The sequence below is a fragment of the Pseudomonas sp. JDS08PS003 genome (assembly GCF_045013505.1).
GTDB lineage: Bacteria > Pseudomonadota > Gammaproteobacteria > Pseudomonadales > Pseudomonadaceae > Aquipseudomonas > Aquipseudomonas protegens_B.
In genome coordinates, this window is record NZ_CP120724.1 from 3,507,787 (window position 1) to 3,530,838 (window position 23,052).

The 23,052-nt window shown below is 64.0% G+C and carries 18 protein-coding genes; 11 read left to right on the forward strand and 7 right to left on the reverse strand.

From position 1 onward, the window contains the following. Positions 1-89: 89 nt before the first annotated feature. From praA to P7C00_RS15835, 8 genes are all read left to right on the forward strand, one after another. Positions 90-539: an alkane oxidation protein activator PraA gene (gene praA / locus P7C00_RS15800; RefSeq protein WP_404939999.1), complete on the forward strand. Its 450-nt coding sequence runs from the start codon at positions 90-92 to the stop codon at positions 537-539. Between the two features lie 207 nt (positions 540-746). Beyond that, positions 747-1,247: an alkane oxidation protein activator PraB gene (gene praB / locus P7C00_RS15805; protein WP_346632926.1), complete on the forward strand. Its 501-nt coding sequence runs from the start codon at positions 747-749 to the stop codon at positions 1,245-1,247. A 122-nt stretch (positions 1,248-1,369) separates the two neighbouring features. After that, positions 1,370-2,785: an outer membrane protein transport protein gene (locus tag P7C00_RS15810; RefSeq protein WP_404939851.1), complete on the forward strand. Its 1,416-nt coding sequence runs from the start codon at positions 1,370-1,372 to the stop codon at positions 2,783-2,785. A gap of 279 nt (positions 2,786-3,064) precedes the next feature. After that, positions 3,065-5,614, forward strand: a complete 2,550-nt coding sequence (locus P7C00_RS15815) for an acyl-CoA dehydrogenase (RefSeq protein ID WP_404939853.1) — start codon at positions 3,065-3,067, stop codon at positions 5,612-5,614. Between the two features lie 30 nt (positions 5,615-5,644). Further along, entirely contained in the window at positions 5,645-6,997 is a 1,353-nt protein-coding gene (locus P7C00_RS15820) for a 3-oxoacyl-ACP reductase (RefSeq protein ID WP_404939855.1), read from the forward strand. A gap of 3 nt (positions 6,998-7,000) precedes the next feature. Beyond that, positions 7,001-7,891 (forward strand): MaoC/PaaZ C-terminal domain-containing protein, encoded by an 891-nt coding sequence (locus P7C00_RS15825; protein WP_346632930.1) that lies wholly within the window; start codon positions 7,001-7,003, stop codon positions 7,889-7,891. Next, positions 7,891-9,189 (forward strand): acetyl-CoA C-acetyltransferase, encoded by a 1,299-nt coding sequence (locus tag P7C00_RS15830; RefSeq protein ID WP_404939857.1) that lies wholly within the window; start codon positions 7,891-7,893, stop codon positions 9,187-9,189. Before P7C00_RS15825 ends, P7C00_RS15830 begins: the two co-directional genes overlap by 1 nt. A gap of 19 nt (positions 9,190-9,208) precedes the next feature. Then, a complete protein-coding gene (locus tag P7C00_RS15835) occupies positions 9,209-10,912 on the forward strand; it encodes an AMP-binding protein (RefSeq protein ID WP_404939859.1) in 1,704 nt (567 codons plus the stop codon). A 158-nt stretch (positions 10,913-11,070) separates the two neighbouring features. Here the strand turns inward: P7C00_RS15835 and P7C00_RS15840 are convergent, their stop codons facing one another. The 4 genes from P7C00_RS15840 to P7C00_RS15855 are packed head-to-tail and all read right to left on the reverse strand — an operon-like array spanning position 11,071 to position 15,739. Then, a complete protein-coding gene (locus P7C00_RS15840) occupies positions 11,071-12,357 on the reverse strand; it encodes an efflux RND transporter periplasmic adaptor subunit (protein ID WP_404939861.1) in 1,287 nt (428 codons plus the stop codon). Next, positions 12,347-13,846 carry a TolC family protein gene (locus P7C00_RS15845; protein WP_346632934.1) on the reverse strand — a complete coding sequence of 500 codons (1,500 nt, stop codon included), beginning with the start codon at positions 13,844-13,846 and terminating at the stop codon, positions 12,347-12,349. The genes P7C00_RS15840 and P7C00_RS15845 overlap by 11 nt, the downstream gene beginning before the upstream one ends. After that, positions 13,839-15,038 (reverse strand): ABC transporter permease, encoded by a 1,200-nt coding sequence (locus P7C00_RS15850; protein ID WP_346632935.1) that lies wholly within the window; start codon positions 15,036-15,038, stop codon positions 13,839-13,841. The genes P7C00_RS15845 and P7C00_RS15850 overlap by 8 nt, the downstream gene beginning before the upstream one ends. Next, a complete protein-coding gene (locus P7C00_RS15855; protein ID WP_404939863.1) occupies positions 15,035-15,739 on the reverse strand; it encodes an ABC transporter ATP-binding protein in 705 nt (234 codons plus the stop codon). The genes P7C00_RS15850 and P7C00_RS15855 overlap by 4 nt, the downstream gene beginning before the upstream one ends. Positions 15,740-16,092: 353 nt before the next feature. Between P7C00_RS15855 and P7C00_RS15860 the strand changes: the two genes are divergently transcribed. Both P7C00_RS15860 and P7C00_RS15865 read left to right on the forward strand, forming a co-directional pair. After that, the gene (locus P7C00_RS15860; protein ID WP_123728268.1) at positions 16,093-16,848 is read left to right on the forward strand and encodes a TetR/AcrR family transcriptional regulator; all 756 of its coding nucleotides are present in this window, start codon (positions 16,093-16,095) and stop codon (positions 16,846-16,848) included. A 92-nt stretch (positions 16,849-16,940) separates the two neighbouring features. After that, the gene (locus P7C00_RS15865) at positions 16,941-17,888 is read left to right on the forward strand and encodes an alpha/beta hydrolase (protein ID WP_346632937.1); all 948 of its coding nucleotides are present in this window, start codon (positions 16,941-16,943) and stop codon (positions 17,886-17,888) included. Between the two features lie 142 nt (positions 17,889-18,030). On the opposite strand, the gene P7C00_RS15870 is transcribed toward P7C00_RS15865, so the two are convergent. From P7C00_RS15870 to P7C00_RS15880, 3 genes are read right to left on the reverse strand one after another with little or no spacing between them, the layout of a single operon-like run. Further along, positions 18,031-19,344: an NAD(P)/FAD-dependent oxidoreductase gene (locus P7C00_RS15870; protein WP_404939865.1), complete on the reverse strand. Its 1,314-nt coding sequence runs from the start codon at positions 19,342-19,344 to the stop codon at positions 18,031-18,033. After that, on the reverse strand, positions 19,341-20,429 hold the full coding sequence (locus tag P7C00_RS15875) for a polyamine ABC transporter substrate-binding protein (RefSeq protein ID WP_346632939.1): 1,089 nt from the start codon (positions 20,427-20,429) through the stop codon (positions 19,341-19,343). Before P7C00_RS15875 ends, P7C00_RS15870 begins: the two co-directional genes overlap by 4 nt. Positions 20,430-20,477: 48 nt before the next feature. Beyond that, complete coding sequence (locus tag P7C00_RS15880) at positions 20,478-21,836, reverse strand: glutamine synthetase family protein (protein WP_346632940.1); 1,359 nt, start codon at positions 21,834-21,836, stop codon at positions 20,478-20,480. A gap of 163 nt (positions 21,837-21,999) precedes the next feature. Here P7C00_RS15880 and P7C00_RS15885 point away from each other — a divergent pair, with 163 nt between their 5' ends. Next, positions 22,000-22,905, forward strand: a complete 906-nt coding sequence (locus P7C00_RS15885; RefSeq protein WP_404939867.1) for a helix-turn-helix domain-containing protein — start codon at positions 22,000-22,002, stop codon at positions 22,903-22,905. The last annotated feature ends 147 nt before the right edge of the window (positions 22,906-23,052 follow it).

A 23,052-nucleotide genomic window follows, 5' to 3' on the forward strand; every position in this document is an offset into this window, starting at 1 on the left:
AGCACGTTGACCGACAACAACAATAAGCAACTGTAAGGAAGTCACGGATGTCTATTTCACCTCTGCTCGCTGCCCGTCTGTTCGTGGTCATGGTGGGTGTGTCGCTGATGGGCGCCGCCGAAGCGGCGCGCATCGAGCCGGCCAACACCGAGTTCACCGCCAAGGGGCCCATCAGCTTCGCCAAGAGCATCATCAATGCCGACTGCACCATCCAGGTCAGCGGCAAGGTCAGCCCCGACGGCAGCTTCGCCAGCGTCGAGAAAGTCGACTTCAGTGGCGGCCTCAAGTGTGGCCAGGTGGAAGCCACGCACTTGCCCTGGAAGCTGATTGCCAAGGACGAAACCCGCGGCGCCATGTCCGGCATCCAGGTCACCGTGCACGCCCCCCTGGTGGGCGGTGATTGCGGGCCAAGCACCGCCGAAGGCAGTTGGAACAACAGCACCGGCAAGCTGGAGGCGGCCCAAGTCAGCCTCGAAGGTGGCTGCACCATCAAGACCGTATCGATCCAGATGCCACCCACCTTCCGGGTCGCACCCTGAGTCACAACAGATTCCATGGAGGGACGCTGATGAACTTGCGATCGAGTAGTCCGAAAGCGCCGGCAGCTGAGGCCGGGTCGGTATCGCCATAGCGTGCTCCAGCACCGAATTCGGTCGAACTGGAGAGCCGATGGCGTCATCGACCCCCTGGCAAGGCTGATAACCCCCTGGCAACTGACCGTTGCCTAAATCTTGAGGAAAACAACAATGCAAAGCATCAAGACTCTGGTATCCGTAGCCTCTTTCGCCATCTGCATGGGCGCCGCGTCGATGGCCAGCGCTGCCACTATCGGACCCTCCACCAACTTCGGTAAGACCTTCTCGGCACCGGGCACCATCTCGGTATCCTCGCCGGCATCGTTCGGCATCCCGGTGAATTGCAACATCAACTTCACTGGCACCGTGGCAGCTGACGGCTCCAATGCCTCGATCACTGGCGCCACCGTTGGCGGCAGCAACTCGCTGTGCGGCGTACCGGTTCTGCTGAACCTGCCTTGGACCCTGACCGCCTCCAGCGTCAGCGCCGGCACAGTGACCGGGGTCAATTTCAAGATCCTCTCCAACTGCAGCAGCACTCCGGTGACCATCAACGCCACCTGGAACAACGCCACCAACACGCTGAGCATTCCTTCGGCGCAAACCGTCGGCAGCTGCAAAATCACGGCGCTGAGCGTCAACCCGAACCCAGCCTTCACCGTAACTCCATGAAGTTGATCTGACTTCAGCCTGTTGATCACTTGCTGAAAAACAGGCGCCTCGTTTGGGGCGCCTGTTGCAACACCCTGGATCGGTGGTGGCCGATCGCGGTCGATAATAATAAGGAGTGGGGCATGAATAATAAGAAACACAAGATCCAGGCAGCTATCGGCCTGGCGGTGCTGGGCGGCCTGATCAGTTCCGGGCCGGTGCAAGCGGGTGGTTTCACTACTCCTACCTTTGGTGCTCCCGGCTGGGGCCGGGCATTCGGTGGGGGCTCGCTGTTCAAGAACGATCCCAGTGCGGCCTACAACAACCCGGCGGCTATGGCGTTCATCGATCAAAACGTGGCACAGATGACCGTGGATTACGCGCGGATCAAGATGAAATACAAAGGCAATGCCTACGATTATCAAGGCAAGCCGGCCTCCAGTTCGCCGATCGACGATCCGTTCGCCCAGACCCCCCTTGAAGGTGATGGTGGCCAGGGTGGTTTTACCGCCTGGTTGCCGACCGGCTTCATGGTCATGCCCATCAATGATCGTTTTGCCTTCGGCCTGGCTCAAGTGGTGCCCATGGGCATGCGCAGCACCTGGGACAACGGCTGGAAGGGACAGGATTTTGCGGTGGACACCAAGATTGAAACGGCGGGGGTCTCGGGCTCCTTTTCGTTCAAGGTCAACGATCAATTTGCCCTCGGCCTGGGCGCCATCCTTCAGCACACCAACGGTTTTGTCAGTCAGAACCTCAACTTGAGCGGTTCGGCGGGGGTCTCCCTGTTGCCTGGCGCGCCTTCAGGTGTGGGGTCCAACCTGATGCGGGTCAAGGTGGATAACACCTCCGTCGGCTGGTTCACCGGGGTGACCTGGAAGCCTACCGAGCAGGACACCCTGGGGCTGAACTATCACGCCAAGATCAAGAACAAGCTCGAGGGCAAGTACAACATCCGTGCCGACGCGCTGGGTCGCTCCTACACCGACTCCTCCGGTGGGCCATCCCTGGTGGAGATCGCCTACCCGGGGCTCAAACTGTACCCCGATGGCGCCAATGCCTCGGCGCAATTGGACATTCCGGCCAGTGCCGGTCTCGACTGGGTGCACGTGTTCAATGATCGCTTCACGCTCGGGGTCAGCGCGCTGTGGACCCAGTGGTCGTCGTTCAAGGACCTGACGCTCAAGTCCGACGGCAACACCCTCATCGCGATCCCCTACAAATACAAAGACTCGATGATGTACTCGGTGGGTGGCGATTACCGTTTCACCGAACAGCTGACACTGCGTGCCGGTGTGGCTCTGGACCAGACGCCTACTCGCGGCGAGACCCGTGACCCGCGGATTCCGGACAACGATCGCTGGTTCACCTCCCTGGGTTTTGGCTACGACATCAAGGCGATTCCCGGGCTGACCATCGACGGTGCCTACTCCCGGCAATTTGTTAAGGAAGCGCGGATCCGCACCCAGAACCAGGACCGCCTTGGCGGCTCGCGCCTGGACGGCAAAGTCGACTCCAAGGGCGAAGTGGTGAGTCTCTCCGCGACCTATCACTTCTGAGGTCTCGCGCTTCATCCGTGTCTTGAGATAACGGCAGTACCAAGGGATTGTGCTACTGCCGTTGGCTGGGCGGGTCACTTCAGGACCCGTCTCGACCTGCCTGCTTTTCCAACCCTTGGCTGACATCGTTCAGCCGTCGTGCGTTGCTGAAAACACTCAAAATAATATTTAAAAATAAAATTTGAAACATGCTTCTTTCCTTTGTAGGGTGATCTTCGAGGGGCCGGCACAACGCCCGGGCTCCCAGTGGTTGTCTCGTTAGAACAAGAGAGGTATTCCATGATTGTCTGGTTATTGGTGGGACTCGCCGCAGCCTGTGCACTGGCCTATCGCCAGGCCGCCGCGGCCCTGTGGCTGGGCAGCGGCCTGGTGTGGCTGGCGGCAGGTTATCTGTTCAATCTGGTGGGCACCCTGGGACTGACCCTCGGCGTACTGCTGGTGCTGGCGCCGGCCGCGCTGCTGAGCATCAAGCCGCTACGCCGTGCCTTGCTCACCCGCAAGGCCCTGGCCATGTTTCGCAAGATCATGCCGGCCATGTCCGACACCGAGCGCGCCGCCATCGAGTCCGGTACGGTCTGGTGGGACGCTGAGCTGTTCAGCGGCAAGCCCGACTGGCCGCGCCTGCTGCAGGCCGCCCCGGCCAGCCTGAGCGCCGAAGAACAGGCGTTCATGGACAACGAAGTGGAAACCCTGTGCGACATGGCCAACGACTGGGAAACCACCCAGATCTGGCAGGACCTGTCGCCCAAGGCCTGGCAATACACCAAGGACGCGGGTTTCCTGGGGATGATCATTCCCAAGCAATACGGCGGCAAAGGCTTCTCCCATTACGCTCACTCCCAAGTGGTGATGAAACTCTCCACCCGCTGCTCGGCGGCGGCGATCTCGGTGATGGTGCCCAACTCCCTGGGCCCGGCCGAGCTGCTGCTGCACTACGGCACCGAGGCCCAGCGCCAGCATTACCTGCCGCGCCTGGCCCGGGGCGAAGACATTCCCTGCTTTGCCCTGACCAGCCCCTATGCCGGTTCCGACGCTGGGGCGATTCCCGATGTCGGGGTGGTCTGCAAGGGCCAGTTCGAAGGTCAGGAAGTACTGGGCTTTCGTGTCACCTGGGACAAGCGCTACATCACCCTGGGCCCCATCGCCACGGTGTTGGGCCTGGCGTTTCGCGCCGAAGACCCGGACGGCCTGCTGGGCGGCAACGGCAGCCTGGGGATTACCTGCGCACTGATTCCCACCACCCATCCGGGGGTCAATACCGGGCGTCGTCACTGGCCGCTGAACGCGGTGTTCCAGAACGGCCCGACCACCGGCAAGGACGTATTCATTCCCCTGGAGTGGGTGATCGGCGGTGGCGATCAAGTGGGCAACGGCTGGCGCATGCTGATGGAGTGTCTGGCGGCCGGACGGGCGATTTCCCTGCCGTCGGCCAACGTCGGCCTGGGCAAGGTGGCGGTGCGCGGCACCACGGCGTATGCGGCGATGCGCAAGCAGTTCGGCTTGCCCATCGGCAAGTTCGAAGGCGTTCAGGCGCCCCTGGCGCGCATGGCCGGGCACCTGTATGCCTGCGATGCGGTGCGCAAGGTCTCGGTGGCGTCCCTGGATGCCGGTGAGAAACCTTCAGTGATCTCGGCCATCGCCAAGTACCACGTCACCGAACGCGCCCGGGCCATCGTCAACGACGGCATGGACATCGTCGCCGGCAAGGGCATCTGCATGGGCCCCAACAACTTCCTGGCCCGGGCCTACCAGCAAAGCCCGATCGCCATCACCGTGGAAGGCGCGAACATCATGACCCGCTGCCTGATCATCTACGGCCAGGGGCTGATCCGTTGCCATCCTTATGTGTTCCGCGAAATGGAAGCCGCCCGGGATAGCGGACGCAAAGGCCTGGAAGCGTTCGACAACGCCATGTTCGGCCACATCAGCTTTGTCTTCGCCAACACCGTGCGTGCCGCGGTGCATGCGCTGACCGGCGGCCGCCTGATCAAGGCCCCGGCCAATACCGACAAGGCCCTGGCCGCCTATTACCGGCAGATCCAGCGTCTGTCGGTGGTCCTGGCCCTGGCTTCGGACATTTCCATGGGCGTGCTGGGCGGTGCCCTCAAGCGCAAGGAAAGCATCACCGGGCGCCTGGGGGACATTCTGTCCCAGCTGTACATCCTGTCCTGCGTACTGAAGCGCTTCGAAGACGATGGCCGGCCCCAGGCCGATCTGCCGCTGGTGCACTGGGCGGCCCAGGATTCCCTGCTGCGGGCCCATGAAGCCCTGGCCGAGGTACTGGACAACTATCCGTCCAGGGCGGCGGCGCGGATTATTCGTGGCCTGAGCTTCCCCCTGGGCATTCCCCAGCACAAACCCAGCGACCGTTTGCTGGCCGAGGTGGCCGAGCTGGTGCAAACCCCGGGCGCCACCCGCGACCGCCTGCTGGCCGACTCCTACATCCCGCAGCCGGACATCGACAAGCTGGCCTACGGCGAACTGGCGTTCCGCCTGCAACCGCAAGTGGAACTGATCGAGGCCCGGCTCAAGCCGGTGATCAAGCAGGGCGCCCTGGCGCCGTTGCCGATCTCCCGCGAGGCGTTCGTCATCTGGCGGGTCAAGGCCCTGGAGCAGCAGTTGATCAGTCAGGAGGAGGACGAACTGCTGGGCCGTTATGTGGAGTACGGCGATCACGCGATTCAGGTCGACGACTTCCCCCAGGACTTCGGTCTGCTGGAAGCCCTGCAACAGCGTCAGGCGCACTTCGAGCAAAGCGCCAAGCCGGCCTCGCGCAAACGCGCCGCCAGCAGCGAAGACACGGTGGTGGCCAGCGACTCGGCCTATTGACCCTCTACTGGTTCTGATCGGGATCTCTTTATGTCTGACGGTTATCTTTCGTTCGTCAATTCCGGGTGGGGCCGCTGGCTGGCCCAGCGTGCCGGCCTGCCACAACCGGTGCCGCTGCAACGCCACCGCGAGGGGCAGGGCGGCAACCTGATCAACCCGGTGGTCCTCGCCGCGGCGCCCGAGGGGCGCCTTTTAGGCGAGCTGCAACGGATCTTCGCCGCCACCGACACCGTGGCGGCCCAGGCCGCGAGCATCAACGCGCCCTCGACCGTGAAGGTCCAGGGCCTGGTCTTCGACGCCAGCGGGCTGGCGGATATCGCCCAGCTCGATGAGCTGTACCGCTTCTTCCACGCCAATGTCCGGCGCCTGAGTGCCCATGGCCGGGTGCTGGTGCTGGGCACACCGCCGGAGCACTGCAAGGCGCTGGCCCAGGCTGTGGCGCAGCGGGCCCTGGAGGGTTTCGTGCGGTCCCTGGGCAAGGAGCTGCGCCGGGCCATTACCGCGCAACTGCTGTATGTCGAGCCCGGCGCCGAAGGTGAGCTGGACAGCAGCCTGCGGTTTTTCCTGTCCCGTCGTTCGGCCTATGTCTCGGGCCAGGTGGTGCGCATCGGCGAGCCGGTGGATGTGCCCAGGTACATCGATTGGACCCAGCCACTGGAGGGCCGTCGGGCCCTGGTCACGGGGGCCTGTCGCGGCATCGGCCTGGCCATTGCCAAGGTCCTGGCCCGGGAAGGCGCCCAGGTGGTGTGCCTGGACATTCCCCAGGTCGAGGCCGAATTGCAACAGGCGGCAGCCGGCCTCAAGGGCAGCGCCCTGGCCCTGGACATCACGGCTTCTGGCGCCGGGCAGCGGCTGCTGGAGTTCGTCGGAGAGCACGGAGCCTTCGATATCGTCGTGCACAACGCCGGGATTACCCAGGACAAGACCCTGGCGAAGATGACCGAAGCCGCTTGGCGCAAGGTCATGGCCGTCAACCTGGAAGCACCGCTGCTGCTCAGCCAGGCGCTGCTGGAGGGCCAGGGCCTGAACCCGGGGGGACGGATCGTCTGCGTCTCGTCGATTTCCGGGATCGCCGGCAACCTCGGGCAGAGCAACTACGCCACCTCCAAGGCCGGAGTCATCGGCCTGGTGGAGAACCTGGGGCCTCTGGCGGCGCGTCAGCAGATCACGGTCAACGCTGTGGCTCCGGGCTTTATCGAAACCCAGATGACCGCGAAGATCCCGCTGATGATTCGCGAGGCCGGACGGCGCATGAACTCCATGTCCCAGGGCGGTCAGGCCGTGGATGTAGCGGAAACCATCGCCTGGCTGGCCCATCCGGCCTCCGGCGGGATCAATGGACAGGTGGTCCGCGTCTGCGGGCAAAGCCTGCTGGGGGCCTGAACCATGAATGCCGATTCTGCCATTCGCATCATCGAACCGCCTCCGTCCCGGGGGCAGTTGCTGTACGACGGCATCCGCAGCCTGCGCAAGCCCAAACCGGACGCCGCCCCCAAGCTGCCTAGCGAGCGTCTGGTGCGCCCGGCGGTGGAACTTGAGGCCGCCGAAGTCGCCCGTTATGCCCAGGCTTGCGGCTTTCGCCGGGAGCACGGAGTGCCGCTGGCGTTTCCCCATACCCTGGCTTTTCCATTGCACCTGTTGTTGCTGACCCACCCGACGTTTCCCTATCCGGCCAGCGGCATGGTCCACCTGGCCAACCGTATCCGTCAGTACCAGAAGCTTGCGGAGGGGCAGGCCCTGCGCCTGGAGGTGTTTGCCGAGCGTTGGCTGGCCCATCCCAAGGGCCAGGCCCTGTCGATTGCCACCCGGGCCCACAGCGGTGGCAGCCTGGTCTGGGAAAGCGACAGCCTGTATTTGCGCCGTGGCGTCAGCGGGCCCATTGGCGAGCCCTGGCAAGGCTCGCTGCCGCTGGATGAGCAAGCCTTGATACGCACTCAGCGCTGGAGTCTGGCGGGCGACCTGGGACGCCGTTTTGCCCAGGTCAGCGGCGATTTCAATCCGATTCACACCTCCTGGCTCGGTGCTCGGCTGTTCGGTTTCCGTCGGCCCATCGCCCACGGCATGTGGACCCTGGGCCGGGCACTGGCCGCGCAGCAACCGCCCCATCCACTGGCGGCGGCCCAGCTGGACTGCGAGTTCAAGCTGCCGATTTTCCTGCCGGCGGCAGTGACCTTGTGGAACTGCCTGCCCGACGGTCCGCGCCATGCATTCGAAGTGCGCAATAACGCGGGGGACAAACCCCACATGCGCGGCCTATTTATCTGGGGAGCTCGGTGATGACTGAGTACAGTTTCAATCCGGCGCCGGTGCGCCGGGTAGCGATCATTGGTGGCAACCGCATCCCGTTTGCCCGTTCCAACACGGTGTACGCCCATGACAGCAACCAGGACCTGCTGGTGGCGGCGCTGCAAGGGCTGGTGGATCGCTTCCGCCTGTCGGGCCAGCGTCTGGGGGAGTTCGCGGCGGGGGCGGTGATCAAGCATTCCCGGGATTTCAACCTGGCCCGGGAAAGCCTACTGTCCACCACCTTGTCGCCGCAGACGCCGGCTTACGACGTGCAGCAGGCTTGCGGCACCGGGCTTGAAGCGGCGCTGCTGGTGGCCAACAAGATCGCCCTGGGGCAGATCGAAGTGGGCATTGCCGGGGGGGCCGACACCACCTCCGATGCGCCCATCGGCATCAACGAAGGCCTGCGGCGGACCTTACTCCAGGCCAACCGCGCCAAGGGCACCGGCAACAAGTTGCGCAGCCTGCTCAAGGTGCGCCCGGGGATGTTCTTCAAGCCGCTGCTGCCACGCAACGGCGAGCCGCGCACCGGGCTGTCCATGGGCGAGCATTGTGAAGCAATGGCCAAGCGCTGGCAGATCAAGCGCCTGGCCCAGGATGAACTGGCCCTCACCAGCCACCAACAGTTGAATGCGGCGTACCAGCGCGGCTTTTTCGATGACCTGATGACCCCGTACCGGGGCCAGACGCGGGACAACAACCTGCGGGCCGATGCCAGCCTGGAGAAACTCGCCGGCCTGGGCCCGGCCTACGACCGCCACAACGGCACCCTGACCGCCGGCAACTCGACGCCGCTCACCGACGGTGCCTCGGTGGTGCTGCTGGCCAGCGAAGACTGGGCCGCCGCGAACAATCTGCCGGTGCTGGCCTACCTGCGTACCGGGGAAACCGCCGCAGTGAACTTCGTCGATGGCACGGAAGGGCTGCTGATGGCCCCGGCCTACGCGGTGCCGCGCATGCTGGCCCGGGAAGGCCTGGGCTTGCAGGATTTCGATTTCTACGAGATTCACGAGGCTTTCGCCGCCCAGGTGCTGTGCACCCTCAAGGCCTGGGAAGACCCCGACTACTGCAAGGACAAACTCGGCCTCGACGGCGCCCTGGGCAGCATCGATCGCAGCAAGCTCAACGTCAACGGCGGTTCCCTGGGCTGCGGGCATCCCTTTGCCGCCACCGGCGGGCGGCTGTTGGCGACCCTGGCCAAGGCGATCCACCAGCGCGGCTCCGGCCGCGGGCTGATTTCCGTTTGTGCAGCAGGCGGGCTGGGTATCACCGCCATCGTCGAAAAATAAAATAACAAGGAGACTGCCAATGAGTGTCGTGAGCCTGCAAGCCGCCGAGCGTATCTGGCTGAACGCTTACCTGCCGGGTGTGCCCAGCGATATCGAAGCCGACATCGACCGCTATCCGTCGCTGCGGGAAGTGTTCCTCGAACACGTGGACAAGTACCGTCAGCGGGTGGCCTATGTGAGCATCGGCACCGAGATGGGCTACGACCTCTGGGAGAAGCGCGTATTCGCCTTTGCCGCCTGGCTGCAATCCAAAGGGGTGAAGAAGGGCGACCGGGTGGCGTTGATGATGCCCAACTGCCTGCAGTACCCGATCTGCCTGTTCGGCACCCTGTTGGTGGGGGCGGTGGTGGTCAACGTCAATCCGCTGTACACCGCTCATGAGCTGCGGCACCTGCTCAAGGACAGCGGCGCCGAAACCGTGGTGATCTTCGAGAACTTCGCCCACACCCTGGAACAGGCGATGCCCGGCAGCCAGTTGAAGAACGTGGTGGTGGCCGCCATTGGCGACCTGCTGGGCACCTTCAAGGGCGCGGCCTTGAACTTTGCCTTGCGCCATGTGCAGAAGCAGGTGCCGAAATTCAACCTGCCGGGCAGCATTCGCTTCCCGGCGATGATGAAGCTGGCCGCCGTGCTGGAGCATCGTCCGGTGGACCTGAAGCAGGACGACATTGCCTTCCTGCAATACACCGGCGGCACCACTGGCGATGCCAAGGGCGCCATGCTCACCCACCGCAACATCCTCGCCAACCTGATGCAGGCCAAGGCCTGGGTCGGCGACCAACTGGACGAGAACCAGCAGGAAACCAACGTCACCTTGCTGCCGCTGTACCACGTGCTGTCGCTGACGGTGAACTGCCTGATGTTCATGTGCCTGGGCGGGCGCAACATCCTGATCGCCAACCCCCGGGACGTGAAGCGGGTGCAGATGATCCTGCGCAAGGAAAAGTTCAGTGGCATCGTCGGGGTCAACACGCTGTTCAACGGCTTGCTGGAGAACGAAGAGTTTCGTGGCCGGGACTTCTCCGACCTGAAGCTGGCCATCGCCGGCGGCATGGCCACCCATACCGCCGTGGCCCGGCGCTGGAAGGAAGTCACTGGGGTGCCGATCATCGAAGGCTACGGCCTGACCGAATGCTCGCCGGTGGTGAGCATCAGCCCCATCGACATTGCTCGCATGCGCGAGGGCGAGTTCACCGGGACCATCGGCGTGCCGCTGCCTTCGACCTGGGTGCGTTTCGTGCGTGAGGATGGCGAACTGGCGGAGCTGGGCGAAGAGGGCGAGTTGCAGGTGCGTGGTCCCCAAGTGATGAAGGGCTACTGGCAGCGTCCGGAAGAAACCGCCAAGGTCCTGGATCGTCATGGCTGGCTGTCCACCGGGGATATCGGGGTGATGAACGAGCAGGGCTTCATCCGCCTGGTGGATCGCAAGAAGGACATGATCCTGGTGTCCGGCTTCAACGTGTACCCCAATGAGATCGAAGATGTGGTGGCCCTGCATCCGGGCGTGGCGGAAGTGGCGGCGATCGGGGTCGAGGATGGGGTCACGGGGGAGAAGGTGAAGATCTTCGTGGTGCGCAAGGACCCGAATCTGACCCAGGACCAGTTGCTGGCCCACTGCCGGGAATACCTGACCGGCTACAAGGTACCGCGGTATGTGGAATTTCGCACCGAGGAATTGCCCAAGACCACCGTCGGCAAGGTCCTGCGCCGAGCCCTGCGCTGAGCCCCTGAATGGACGGCCGCGGCCGTTAGCGGCGACATGCCGGCGGTCTTCCTGTAGGAGCCGGCTTGCCGGCGAAAGGGCCGTTGGAGAGGGCGTAGTTCTTGAGTACGCCTTCGCTGGCAAGCCAGCTCCTACGGGATGTTGTTGGTGTTTGGGAGTCAGGGGGCGCCGGGGAGGCGCACCTGGCCCGGCTGCAGGCCGAACACTTCGATACCCTCCGCCGTCGATTGGCCGACGCTTACCGGCAGGCGTTTTGCCGGCTGATCGGCGCTCGGCCGATATTCCACGCTCATGCCGTCTGCGCCACGCTGGATCGCAGCCGTCGGGATGACGATTGCCTGATCGTTGCGGTAAGTGATGATGGTCAACCGCGCGCTCATGCCCAGGCGCACACGCTGCAGTTGTTCGCGGGTCAGCGTGGGGATCGACAGGGTTACCGGGAACTGTGCGCTGGCGCCGCTGGCGTCGCCGGGCAGGGCCAGGCTGCTGACGATGTCCACCTGGCCATTGAGGCGTTCGCCATCAAAGCCGTCGCCAAGAATTTCCACGCTCTGGCCCTGGTGCAGCTGGTTGATATCCAGCTCCGAGACCTTGCTGACGATCTTCAGTTGCTCGATGTTGGCCAGGCCGAACAAGGCTTGGCCCTGGCCGACCTTGCTGCCGGTCTGCACCGGGCCCGAGGTCGCCGCCGAGGCCATCTGGGTCAGGTTGACGCCCGGCGCCGGCACCACGATGCCGGCAAACGGCGCGGTGACGTCCTTGCCCGCCAGCAGGGCGCGCAGGGCTTCGTACTTGACCGTGGCATTGGTCAGTTCCATCTCGGCAATCTGCCGGTATTCGCCCTTGCCCTGATCCAGAGCCTGTTGCAGCTCGCCCTGAGCCGCGGTCAGGTCCAGGCGCTGGGTCTGCAGTTGCTGGGTGAGGTCGTCCAGCTCGTTGCGGGGAATGATGCCCCGGGCAAACAGGCTCTGGCTTTCACTGAGCTTGCGCTCGGAATTGCTGACCGCCATCTGCGAAGAACGCAAGGTCCGCCGGGCACGGGTGACCTGGGCGCTGTTGTTCCAGTCCTGCAGTTCCTGGACGCTGCGTCGCGCCTTGAGCTGGACCGACAAGGCCTCACGCAGCTGGATCTCGATCAGGCTGGGGTCCATTTTCAGCAGGGTCTGGCCGGCTTCCACGCGCTGGCCCTGTTCCACCAGGTTGGCCAGGACATTGCCGTCGAACGGCGCGGTCAGGCTGATGGTGCGCTGCGGTTCGATCTTGCCCACCAGGCCGATCTGATGAATCAGCGGCGCGCTGCTGACCTCGATCCAGCGGCCCTTGTCGGCCGCCGTGTCAGCCGGGGCGCGGTAACCGATCAGGGCCACGCCGGCCAAGGCCAGCACCACCAGCGCCGCGCCCCCTTGCAGGTAGCGCTTGCGCGAGGTTTTCTGCTCAGTAGTCATTGAGCGCAATGTCCCAGGTCTCCAAGGTCATGCCCAGGGTCAGATCCAGTTGGGTCTGGGCGTTGAGGTAAGCGATAAGTGCGTTGAGGCGGGCGTTTTCACTGGTGCGCAGATCGCTTTCATAGCTCAGCACCTGAAAGTTGCTGGAGCGCCCGGCGCTGAGTTTTTCCCGTTCGATATCCAGTTTGCGCTTGGACAGCTCCACCGCGCGCTGGGCAATTTCGTACTGGCGCCAGCGGGTGCCCAGGTCGCGCACCACGTCATTGACACTGCGTTCCAGGGCCTGGCGGGCATCGGCCAGGACCAGCGCCTGGTTTTCCACGTCGACCCGGGCATGCACTTCGGCCTGGCGTGTGCTGAGGTCGCCAATGGGTATCTGCACCTGGACTCCCGCATAGCTGTCCCAGGTTCTGCCGGTGCCATTGCCGCCGTCGTTGTCGTAGCGGTTGCGCACCTGGTTGGCACCGGCCACCAGGGACACGTCCCAGCGGCCCTGGTCCTTGGCAATCACCAGGTTCAGATCGGCCTGCTGGCTGCCGAGCAAAGTCGCCAGGTAACTGGGTTGCTGGAGCTGGGCCAGGCGCAGGGCGTCCTGCTGGTCGATGCTGATCCTGGCGGCCTCCAGACCGTCGCTGGCGCGAATGCGCGTGGACAGGTCCAGGGCCAGCAGACGCAGCAGCGACAGGCGATTGATGTCCACCTGATTGCGCGCTTCTTCGACCCCCAGTTCCTGGCTGGCGATATCGGCTTCGGTCTGCACGATTTCGAACTCGGCCATGCGCCCGGCGGCGATCAGCGCCTTGTTCACCTGGAGCAGGGCATTGGCGCGCTTGAGGGCATCCTCGACGATCGCCAGCTGTTGCTGGGCCCGCAGCAGCTCGCGGTAGGCGCCGATGATGTCGCTGATGGTCTGCGCGACGTTGGCCTTGAGGTTGAGGCGATAGGCCTGTTCGTTGATCCGCGCCAGGCGTAGCGGGGCGGTGGTCACATCCCAGCCGGCACCCTTGAGCAGGGGTTGGATAATCGCCAGGTCGAGGCCGTCGCGACGGTAGTAGCCGGCCCGATTGGCGTTGTTCAACTCCTGCCGCCAGGCCATGTTCAAGCGGGTGCCGTACTCCCCCAGCAAACTGGAACTGGGCGTCAGCATGGCGTTGCGCACCCCGTCGTTGCTGCCCTTGTTGGCCTGGTAGGTGCCACTGAGCAGCAGCTTGGGGTTGAAGGCATCTTCCGAGACCCGCAGATCGAACTTCTGCGCCACGCGCTGCAAGTAGGCGCTGCGAATCCCGCGGTTGTTGCGCAGGCCCAGGTAGACCGCATCGGCGAGGGTCAGGTCGGTCTGCTGCTGGCTCAACAGGACGCTGCGTTCATAGCCGCTGTGCATGGTCGGGGCTGACGCCTGGCGAGCCACATTCATGTCCTGGGAGGCGGCCAGCCCCAAGGGGCTGATCAGCCACAGCAGCAACAGCCCGGCGCGTTGGCGATCATTCATCGCGCAGCGCCTCCACCGGTTGCAGGCGCGAGGCCGAGATGGCCGGGTACAGGCCGAAGAACAGGCCGATCAACAAGGTGCTGCCGATGCCCAGGGGCAAGGACGCAGAGGCCAGGGAGAACTGCCAGCCGGAAACCCGGGCATAGAGGTAGGCGGCGCTCATGCCCAGCACTGCCCCGGACAGGGCACCGACCGCGGTCAGGGTCACCGCTTCGAGCAGGAACAGATTGCGGATATCCCGGCGCCTGGCGCCCAGGGCCATGCGGATGCCGATCTCCCGACGCCGCTCCGAAACGTTCATCAGCATCACGTTCATCACCCCGACGCCGCCCCCCACCAGGGAGATGCCCCCCAGGGCCATCAGCAGGTAACCGAAGGTGCGACTTTGCCGGGTCATGCCGTCGATGATCTTTTGCGGTATCTGCACTTCCACGCTCCGCCCCGGCAGCTGTTTCTTCAGCGCATCGCCCAGGGCCGCGGCCAGTTGGTTCATGTCCTGGGAAGGGCCGGCGCGAGCAATCAGGTTGCTGATCTGCGCACTGGAGGAAATTCGCCGCATGCCCTCCAGGGGGACGAACAGGGATTCGTTGGTCTGCACCGGGATCAGCACGGCAGCGGGTTGCGGGTGCAGGATGCCAATCACCTGGAACAGGTAATCGTTGATGCGGATTCTGTCGCCCAGGCGCAGCGGGTCATGGGGCTGGCTCAGAGCCTGGGCCACTTGCGCCCCCACCACCGCGTAGGTTTCGGCGGCATCGAACTCCGAGAGGAAGCGTCCTTCCTGCAACTGCAGGCGCATGGCGTCGGTCAGTGCCGCGGTGCTGCCCACCAGGTTGGCGTTGGTGGTGCGTCCCTGGAACACCACCGGGCCGCTGAACAACGCCACCGGGGCGATGTGCAGCAGGCTGGGCAGGGCCTTGTACAGGGTGGCGATGTCCAGTACCGCCGGCATGGGCGTGCGCGCGCCCGAGGCGTCGGGGAACTGTACCGCCAGGGTATCGGTGCCCATGTCCTGGAAGATGGCCGCGGCGTCTTCGGCGGCGTTGTGGCCGATATTGATCAGGGCCACCACCGACGAACTGCCGATGACGATCCCCAGCAGAGCCAGGATCGAACGCTTGCCGAGGGTGCGCAGGCTGACGAAGGCTTCATGCAGCAACTGGCTGGCGCTTTGCTCGACCTTGAGGCTCATGCCGGGCAGACCTCCTGGACCACGCCGTTGGTGACCCGGATCTGCCGCTCCAGGCGCTGGGCAATGCCGGGGTCGTGGGTGACGATGATCAGGGTTACCTGGCGCTCGCGGTTCAGCGACAGCAGCAGGTCCATGATCTCCTGGGCAGTGTGGCTGTCGAGGTTGCCGGTGGGTTCGTCGGCGAGGATCACCGAGGGTTCGCCCACCAGGGCCCGGGCAATCGCCACCCGCTGGCGCTGGCCGCCGGAGAGGTCCGCCGGGCGGTGGTGAGCCCGTTGCCCCAGGCCAACTTGATCGAGCATATGCAGGGCACGTTCCAGGGATTCACGCCGGGCCACGCCGCGGTAGCTCAGGGGCAGGGCGACATTGTCCAGGGCACTGAGTCGCGGCAGCAGGTTGAAACTCTGGAAGACGAAGCCGATCTGCTGGTTGCGGATCGCCGCCAGCTGGTCGGGGCTGGCGCGGAAGATATCGTGACCGGCAAAGCGGTAGTCGCCGTTGTCGGGCAGGTCGAGCAGGCCGAGGATGTTGAGCAGGGTGCTCTTGCCGGAACCGGAGGCCCCGAGAATGGCACAGCTTTCACCGGCTTCGATGGACAGGGATACGTTCTTGAGAATATGGAGCGGTTGCTCCGCCAGCCGATAGCTCTTGCCTATGCCCTGCAGGGAGATAAAACCTGGGTCGATTATCGTCGCTGTCATCGCTTACCGCGCCGGATGGCTCGACTGAATGCTTGAACACTCCCACCGCGTACGGTTCGTGCAGCGGGGATTCAGGGGCAACGCCAAGCTCTGGTTTTATTTATTATTTTAAAAACTTTGTTTGAATAGTAACTGCGTTCATCCTGGTGCGCCAGCCGTCTGAACCGGGTAATTGCGGGCTTTTTTCGGCAAATTTCCGGCAGGAACCCATGAGTCACAAAACGGCCTTGGGCCGCTGGGGACGTCCCTTGGACGCTTGCTTTTAGGGCTTCTCACGGGTATAAAAAATCAAATTTTTTTTTAAAACACTGTTCGAACGGTCAGTTTTTCATCCCAGCAAAGGTTAGTCCTCCATGGTCGCCAAGAAACTCAGTGCCCCCAATGTCACCAAGACCCGACTGCTGGAAGCGACCGAGGCATTGTTCATCAAGTACGGCTACGACGCCGTGCTGTTGCGTCAGATCACCGAGCGCGCCCAGGTCAACCTGGCGGCGGTGAACTATCACTTCGGCGACAAGGATTCGCTGATGAAAGCCCTGCTGATGCAGCGCCTGGGCCCCCTCAACGATCAGCGCCTGGAACTGTTGGCCAAATGCGAAGAGCAGGCCCAGGGACCTCTGGATTGCGAGACCCTGCTCGGCGTGCTGTTCGCCCCGGCCATGGGCCTGGAGCGCAGCGATGCCAACGGCGGCGTGGAAGGCCGTTCGTTCATTCGTTTTCTTGGCCGGGTGTACAGCGACACCTCGCCCTTCATCCAGGAATACCTCAAGGAACACTACCAACCGGTATTCGAGCGTTTCTTCAAGGCCTTTGCCCTGGCCCTGCCGGACCTGCCGCGCAACGAGCTGGGGGTGCGCCTGCAATTTGCCCTCAAGGCAATTTCCGGGGTCATGGCCGGCACTGAACTGCGCCTGCTGATGCAGGCCATGAGCCTGGGTCGTCCGGCCACTGATGCCGAAGTCATGGCCAAGCTGATCAGCCTGGTGTCGGCGGCCATCCGTGCGCCGATGCAGGACCCGGATTCGGAACAGGCCCTGGAAAAGGTCCTCGACACCCAACGCCTGATCCGCCAGCACAGCCAATCCCTGGCGGGCTTGATTCCCGGCTGAACAGGCCCGTCATTCGATTGATCAATGATGACCAGGATCGCCACCAGCATCTGTTAGGTTCTGCTCCCTGCACCGGCTTTGGAGCACCCGACATGACTGCCTATCAACAGCACCTTCTGTCCGTCAACGGCATCGAGCTCAGCGTCCAGGTGGCCGGTCCCGAGCAGGGGCGGCCAGTCTGGCTGCTCCACGGCTTTCCCGAGTGCTGGTATTCCTGGCGCTATCAGGTGCCGGCCCTGGTCGAGGCCGGGTTCCGGGTGTTCGTGCCAGAGATGCGCGGCTATGGCCGCAGCTCCGCTCCCGAGGCCGTCGAGGCTTACGATCTGCTGACCCTGTGCGCCGATATCCAGCACGCCATGGACGCCTTCGGCCACCAGCGTGTGTGCATGGTCGGCCATGACTGGGGCGCGCCGGTGGCCTGGCACCTGGCGCTGCTGGAGCCCGAGCGGGTGGGGGCGCTGGTGACCCTGTCGGTGCCCTTTGCCGGGCGGCCGAAACGCCCGGCCAGCGAGATCATGCGCGAGGTGCATGGCGAGCATTTCAACTACATCCTCTATTTTCAGCAGCCCGGAGTGGCCGAGGCAGAACTGGATGCCGACATCGACGCCAGCTTGCGGCTGTTCATGGGCAACGTCGGCGCGCTGCTGGTGGCGAAACCGGCCGCTGCCCGACTGTTTGACGGAGTAACGGTGCCCGACGGGCTGCCCGCCTGGTGTTCCGAGGAAGCGTTCCAGGTTTATCGTCAGACCTTCGCCGGCCGGGGATTTCGCGGTGCCTTGAACTGGTACCGCAATTTTGAGCGCACCTGGCAGCGCACCGAGTTTCTGCAGGACGCCCAGGTGCAGTCGCCGACCCTGTTCCTGATTGGCGACCGCGACCCGGTGGGCGTCCTTGAAGCCCATACCCTCAAGCGCATGCCGAGCCGGGTGAGCGACCTTGAACAGCATGTACTGGCCGATTGCGGGCATTGGCTTCAGAGCGAACGGCCGCAGCAGGTCAACGAATTGCTGCTGGATTTCCTGCAGCGCCGTTTCCCATAGGCGCCGCTGTGGGTAGGAGCTGGCTTGCAGGTAGGAGCTGGCTTGCCAGCGAAGGCGTCAGCGAAGGGCGGTGCAGGACTCGAGGGCCTCTTCGCCGGCAAGCCGGCTCCTACGGTGGTGCAGTGCGGGGCGGGGTGGGGCGTCAGGCGAGGGTTTCGCGCAGGCGGTGCCAGAGCATGCCCAGAGCCAGCAACGGGGCGCGCAGGGCCGGGCCGCCTGGGAAGGTCATGTGGGGCACAGCGCTGAACACATCCAGGCCATGGCTGTGGCCGGCATGGATGGCTTCGGCCAGCAGCCGTGCGGTCCAGTGGGTGACATTCAGGCCGTGACCGGAATAGCCCTGGGCGTAATACACGTTGGGGTACTGGCGCAGGCGCCCCACCTGGGGGAAACGATTGGCGGTGATGCCAATCTTGCCGCCCCACTGGAAGTCGATGGCCACCTCCTGCAGTTGCGGGAAGACCTTGAGCATCTTGGGCCGCATATAGCCGGCGATATCCGCAGGATCACGTCCTGAATAGTGGCAGGCACCGCCGAACAGCAGGCGTCGATCCGCCGTCAGCCGGTAGTAGTCCAGGCCCACTTTCTGGTCGCACAGCGCCAGGTTCTGCGGGATCAACTGTGTCGCCAGCGCCTCCGGCAATGGCTCGGTGGTGATGATGTAGCTGCCGGCTGGCAGCACCTTGCCGCTCAGGCGTGGCTCCAGTTCATCCAGGTGGGCGTTGCAGCCCAGCACCAGGCTTGCGGCGCGCACGGTGCCTGTGGCGCAACGCACCTGGACCCGGTTGCCATGCACCAGTTCCAGCACCGGGCTCTGTTCGAAGATCTTCACCCCCAGGGAGGCCGCCACCCGCGCTTCCCCCAGCACCAGCTTGAGTGGATGCAGGTGCCCCGAGCCCATGTCCACCAAGCCCCCGGCATACACCGGGGAGCCCACCACCTGATGCATGTCCTGGGGAGCCACCAGGCGGGTAGGGTGGCGGTAGCCCAGACCCACCAGGCTGTCCTGCTCGGCCTGGAACGCGGCGAACTGGGCCGGGGTGTTGGCCAGCTCGCAGAAGCCCCAGCGCAGGTCGCAATCGATGCCGTGCTCGGCGATGCGCTGGCGCACCACGTCCACCGACTCGATCCCCGCATGCTCGAGGTATTTCACCCCTTCCTTGCCGACGTAGCGGGCAAAGCCGCTGACGTCGTGGCCAATGCCGCGGATCAGCTGGCCGCCGTTGCGCCCACTGGCGCCCCAGCCGATGCGCCGGCCCTCCAGGAGGATCACCGACAGCCCGCGCTGGGCGAGTTCGATGGCGGTGTTGACCCCGGTGAAACCGCCGCCGATGACACAGACGTCGGCGCTCAGGTCACCGTCCAGGGACGGGTAGCCGGGCAGGCTGCCGGCCGAGGCCGCGTAGTAGGAGCGGGCGTGCCCGTTAGCAATGCCCGAAAGGTTTGGCTGAATCATTTGTTGGACTTCACTTTGCTCCAGGAGCGGGTCATCAAGCGCATGATGGCCGGCGACTGGGTGGTGGAAATGTACAGTTTGTCGAGAACGTCCTGAGGCGGGTACACCTCGGGATTGTTCACCAGCTCGGCGTCCATGTACGGCTGGGACGCCGGGTTGGGGTTGGCATAGCCGACATAGGCGCTGACTTTGGCGATCACTTGCGGGTCCAGCAGGTAATTGATGAAAGCATGAGCCTCCTTGACGTTGCCGGCATCGGCGGGAATCGCCAGCAGGTCGAACCACAGGTTGCTGCCTTCCTTGGGAATGGCGTAGGCGATGTTCACCCCGTTCTTGGCTTCCTTGGCCCGGTTGGCGGCCTGGAACACGTCCCCGGAGTAGCCGAAGGCGATGCAGATATCACCGTTGGCCAGGTCCGAGACGTACTTGGAGGAGTGGAAGTAGGTGATATAGGGGCGCAGGGTCAGCAGCTTGGCCTCGGCTTTCTTGTAGTCCTCGGGGTTTTCGCTGCGCGGGTCCAGGCCCAGGTAGTTGAGCACCGCCGGAAACACCTCATCCGGCGAGTCCATCATCGACACCCCGCACTGCTGGAGTTTCTTCAGGTTCGCAGGCTCCAGCAGCACCGCCCAGGAGTCGATGCGCTCGATGCCCAGCACCTGCTTGACCTTGTCGACGTTGTAGCCGATGCCGTTGGTGCCCCACAGGTAGGGCACCGAGTACTGGTTGCCGGGGTCGTTCTGCTCCAGCAGGGCCAGCAGCTTGGGGTCCAGGTTCTTCCAGTTGGGCAACTGCGAGCGGTCCAGCTTGAGGAACGCGCCGGCCTTCACCTGGCGCGCGAGGAAATGGTTGGAGGGCACCACCACGTCGTAGCCGGTGCGACCGGCCAGCAACTTGCCCTCCAGGGTTTCATTGGAGTCGAAGACGTCATAGATCACCTTGACCCCGGTTTGCCCCTGGAAGTCGGCGAGGGTGGTCTGGCCGATGTAATCGGTCCAGTTGTACACGCTGACACTGGGTTGGGCCTGGACGGCGGTGCTGCACAAGACCGCCAGTGCGGCCGGGATCACTGTTTTCAAAAGACGCATGTCGACACCTCTTCGGGTTGTTTTTGTTGATTGCAGACTGCGGGCAAATCAGACGCTGAGCAGCAGGAACTCACGCTCCCAGGAACTGATCACGCGCTTGAAGTTTTCGTGTTCGGCCCGCTTGACCGCCACATAGCCACGGACGAATTTGCGCCCCAGGTAGTGCTCGATGGTCGGGCAATCCTCCATGTGCGCCAGGGCGTCTTCGATGGTGATCGGCAGGCGCAGGTTGCGCCGTTCATAGGCCCGGCCTTCCACCGCGGCGCTGGGCTCGATGCCCTCGACCATGCCCAGGTAGCCGCACAGCAGGCTGGCGGCAATCGCCAGGTAAGGGTTGGCATCGGCGCCGGGCAGGCGGTTTTCCACGCGCATGGCATCCGGGCTGGCAGTCGGCACCCGCAGGCCGACGGTGCGGTTTTCTTCGCCCCATTCGACGTTGACCGGGGCCGAGGTGTCCGGCAGGAAGCGGCGGAACGAGTTGACGTTGGGGGCGAACATCGGCAGCACCTTGGGGATGTACTTCTGCAGACCGCCGATGTGGTGCAGGAACAGCTGGCTCTTCTGGCCGTCGGCATCGACGAAGATCGGCTTGCCGGTGGCGATGTCCACCACGCTCTGGTGCAGGTGCATGGCGCTGCCAGGCTCGTCGGCAATCGGCTTGGCCATAAAGGTCGCAGTGACGTTGTGCTTGAGCGCCGCCTCGCGCAGGGTGCGCTTGAACACGGTGATCTGGTCCGCCAGATCGAGGGCGTCGCCGTGGCGGAAGTTGATTTCCATCTGCGCCGGGCCGTCTTCGTGAATCAGCGTGTCCAGGTCCAGGCCCTGGGCTTCGCACCAGTCGTAGACATCCTCGAACAGCGGGTCGAACTCGTTGGCGGCGTCGATGGAGAACGACTGGCGGCCGCTTTCCGCGCGGCCCGAACGGCCCAGCGGTGCCTTGAGCGGCAGGTCCGGGTCTTCACAGCGCTGGGTCAGGTAGAACTCCATTTCCGGAGCCACGATCGGCTGCCAGCCCTTGTCGGTGTACAGCTGCAGCACTTTTTTCAGCACGTTGCGCGGCGACAGCTCGATGGGGTTGCCGAACTTGTCGAACGTGTCGTGGATGACGATGGCCGTGGGCTCGATGGCCCAAGGCACCAGGTAGATCGATGACGAGTCGGGGCGGCAGATCATGTCGATGTCCGCCGGGTCCAGCAGTTCGTAGTACAGGTCGTCGTCGACAAAATCCCCGGTTACCGTTTGCAGCAGGACACTTTCCGGCAGGCGCATGCCGCGCTCATGCAGGAACTTGTTGGTGGGCGCGATCTTGCCGCGGGCAATGCCGGTCAGGTCGCTGACCACGCACTCTACTTCGGTAATCTTGTGATCTTTCAGCCAGGAGGAAAGCTGATCGAAAGGGGCGTTCATAAAGACCTCGATGATTGGTTTTATCTGCACCGAGGTGAGCGGGAGTATCCCGGCAAGGCTTCCCCTGCGGCGCATTGGCGACTATCTTGGGCGAGCCTTGTTGTTCCATCTATCCACTTTAAGCAGCACCAAAGCGCACCAAAAGAGTGCGCAAGGTCCCCCGATGACAGCGTCCAATCCGCTTCAGGTTCAAGCCTTCAACACCTTCGATGTCGCCGAGCAGATCCGTGCCACCCCGGGTTGGGTCCAGCACTACCAGCAGATGTCCCCCGGGCATTTCAACGGCCTGGTGCGTTACCTCGACCTGCAGGGCGTAGAGATCTACGAGGAGTGCATGAACACCCGGGTCGAGCAGAACTTCAGCGCCCCTCAAGGCGCCCTGGCGTTCTGTTTCGATCGCAGCGACAACGCCCTGTACCTGCTCAATGGCGAGAGCCGCAATATCTGGATCACCCCGGAGAACTACCAGGAAGTGGCGGTGGTGTTCGGCCCCGAGTTCGTCCAGCGCCAGGGCCTGGGGATGGAGCGCCTGGACGGGCTGTTCATGGCGCCGCTGACCAACCAGCAGAATGCCCTGTTCTGCCGTTGGCTGAGCGCCACCTTGACCCGCCTGTCCCAGACCCTCGACCCACCCAGCCGCGAAGCCTTGACCCAGCAACTGCTGGACGACTGCCTGTACATCCTCGACAACGCCTGCGCGCGCCTGGACCCGGGCAGCCTGCAACGGCGCAACGAGGAGCGGGGCATCATGCAGCGGGTGGCACAATGGGCCGCCGACGTCCCCGAAGAAACCCTCAACCTGCTGGAGCTGTCCCAGGTGGCCGGGGTTTCCCTGCGCCAGTTGCAGAGTGCGTTCAAGGCCTTTACCGGCATGGCCCCGAGCCAATGGCTGCGCCTGCGCCGGCTCAACAGCGCGCACCGCGAACTGCTCAGCCGCGGTCCCGGCGAAACCACCGTGGCCGAGGTGGCGATGCACTGGTCGTTCTGGCACTTGGGACGGTTTTCCAGCAGCTATCGGGCGCTGTTCAGGGAGTTGCCCAGCGAGACCCTGAAGCGTCGCCCGAGCTGATCGGCACCATTCCTTTACGCTTGTTGCAGGGGGGGCTCGCTTCAGTTGAGCCGGCTCAGGCCAGAGAAGGAGGGCAAACCTGATGATTGAATGTAGACCGATGCGACCCGGGGAGCACGGTTAAACGGTTTAAACATTCGCCAGTGG

What these genes read in the sequence shown, in the direction of transcription:
- praA (WP_404939999.1), top strand. Translation starts at nt 90, where the DNA reads ATGGTGGGTGTGTCGCTGATGGGCGCCGCCGAAGCGGCGCGCATCGAG.
- praB (WP_346632926.1), top strand. Translation starts at nt 747, where the DNA reads ATGCAAAGCATCAAGACTCTGGTATCCGTAGCCTCTTTCGCCATCTGC.
- P7C00_RS15810 (WP_404939851.1), top strand. Translation starts at nt 1,370, where the DNA reads ATGAATAATAAGAAACACAAGATCCAGGCAGCTATCGGCCTGGCGGTG.
- P7C00_RS15815 (WP_404939853.1), top strand. Translation starts at nt 3,065, where the DNA reads ATGATTGTCTGGTTATTGGTGGGACTCGCCGCAGCCTGTGCACTGGCC.
- P7C00_RS15820 (WP_404939855.1), top strand. Translation starts at nt 5,645, where the DNA reads ATGTCTGACGGTTATCTTTCGTTCGTCAATTCCGGGTGGGGCCGCTGG.
- P7C00_RS15825 (WP_346632930.1), top strand. Translation starts at nt 7,001, where the DNA reads ATGAATGCCGATTCTGCCATTCGCATCATCGAACCGCCTCCGTCCCGG.
- P7C00_RS15830 (WP_404939857.1), top strand. Translation starts at nt 7,891, where the DNA reads ATGACTGAGTACAGTTTCAATCCGGCGCCGGTGCGCCGGGTAGCGATC.
- P7C00_RS15835 (WP_404939859.1), top strand. Translation starts at nt 9,209, where the DNA reads ATGAGTGTCGTGAGCCTGCAAGCCGCCGAGCGTATCTGGCTGAACGCT.
- P7C00_RS15840 (WP_404939861.1), bottom strand. Translation starts at nt 12,357, where the DNA reads ATGACTACTGAGCAGAAAACCTCGCGCAAGCGCTACCTGCAAGGGGGC.
- P7C00_RS15845 (WP_346632934.1), bottom strand. Translation starts at nt 13,846, where the DNA reads ATGAATGATCGCCAACGCGCCGGGCTGTTGCTGCTGTGGCTGATCAGC.
- P7C00_RS15850 (WP_346632935.1), bottom strand. Translation starts at nt 15,038, where the DNA reads ATGAGCCTCAAGGTCGAGCAAAGCGCCAGCCAGTTGCTGCATGAAGCC.
- P7C00_RS15855 (WP_404939863.1), bottom strand. Translation starts at nt 15,739, where the DNA reads ATGACAGCGACGATAATCGACCCAGGTTTTATCTCCCTGCAGGGCATA.
- P7C00_RS15860 (WP_123728268.1), top strand. Translation starts at nt 16,093, where the DNA reads ATGGTCGCCAAGAAACTCAGTGCCCCCAATGTCACCAAGACCCGACTG.
- P7C00_RS15865 (WP_346632937.1), top strand. Translation starts at nt 16,941, where the DNA reads ATGACTGCCTATCAACAGCACCTTCTGTCCGTCAACGGCATCGAGCTC.
- P7C00_RS15870 (WP_404939865.1), bottom strand. Translation starts at nt 19,344, where the DNA reads ATGATTCAGCCAAACCTTTCGGGCATTGCTAACGGGCACGCCCGCTCC.
- P7C00_RS15875 (WP_346632939.1), bottom strand. Translation starts at nt 20,429, where the DNA reads ATGCGTCTTTTGAAAACAGTGATCCCGGCCGCACTGGCGGTCTTGTGC.
- P7C00_RS15880 (WP_346632940.1), bottom strand. Translation starts at nt 21,836, where the DNA reads ATGAACGCCCCTTTCGATCAGCTTTCCTCCTGGCTGAAAGATCACAAG.
- P7C00_RS15885 (WP_404939867.1), top strand. Translation starts at nt 22,000, where the DNA reads ATGACAGCGTCCAATCCGCTTCAGGTTCAAGCCTTCAACACCTTCGAT.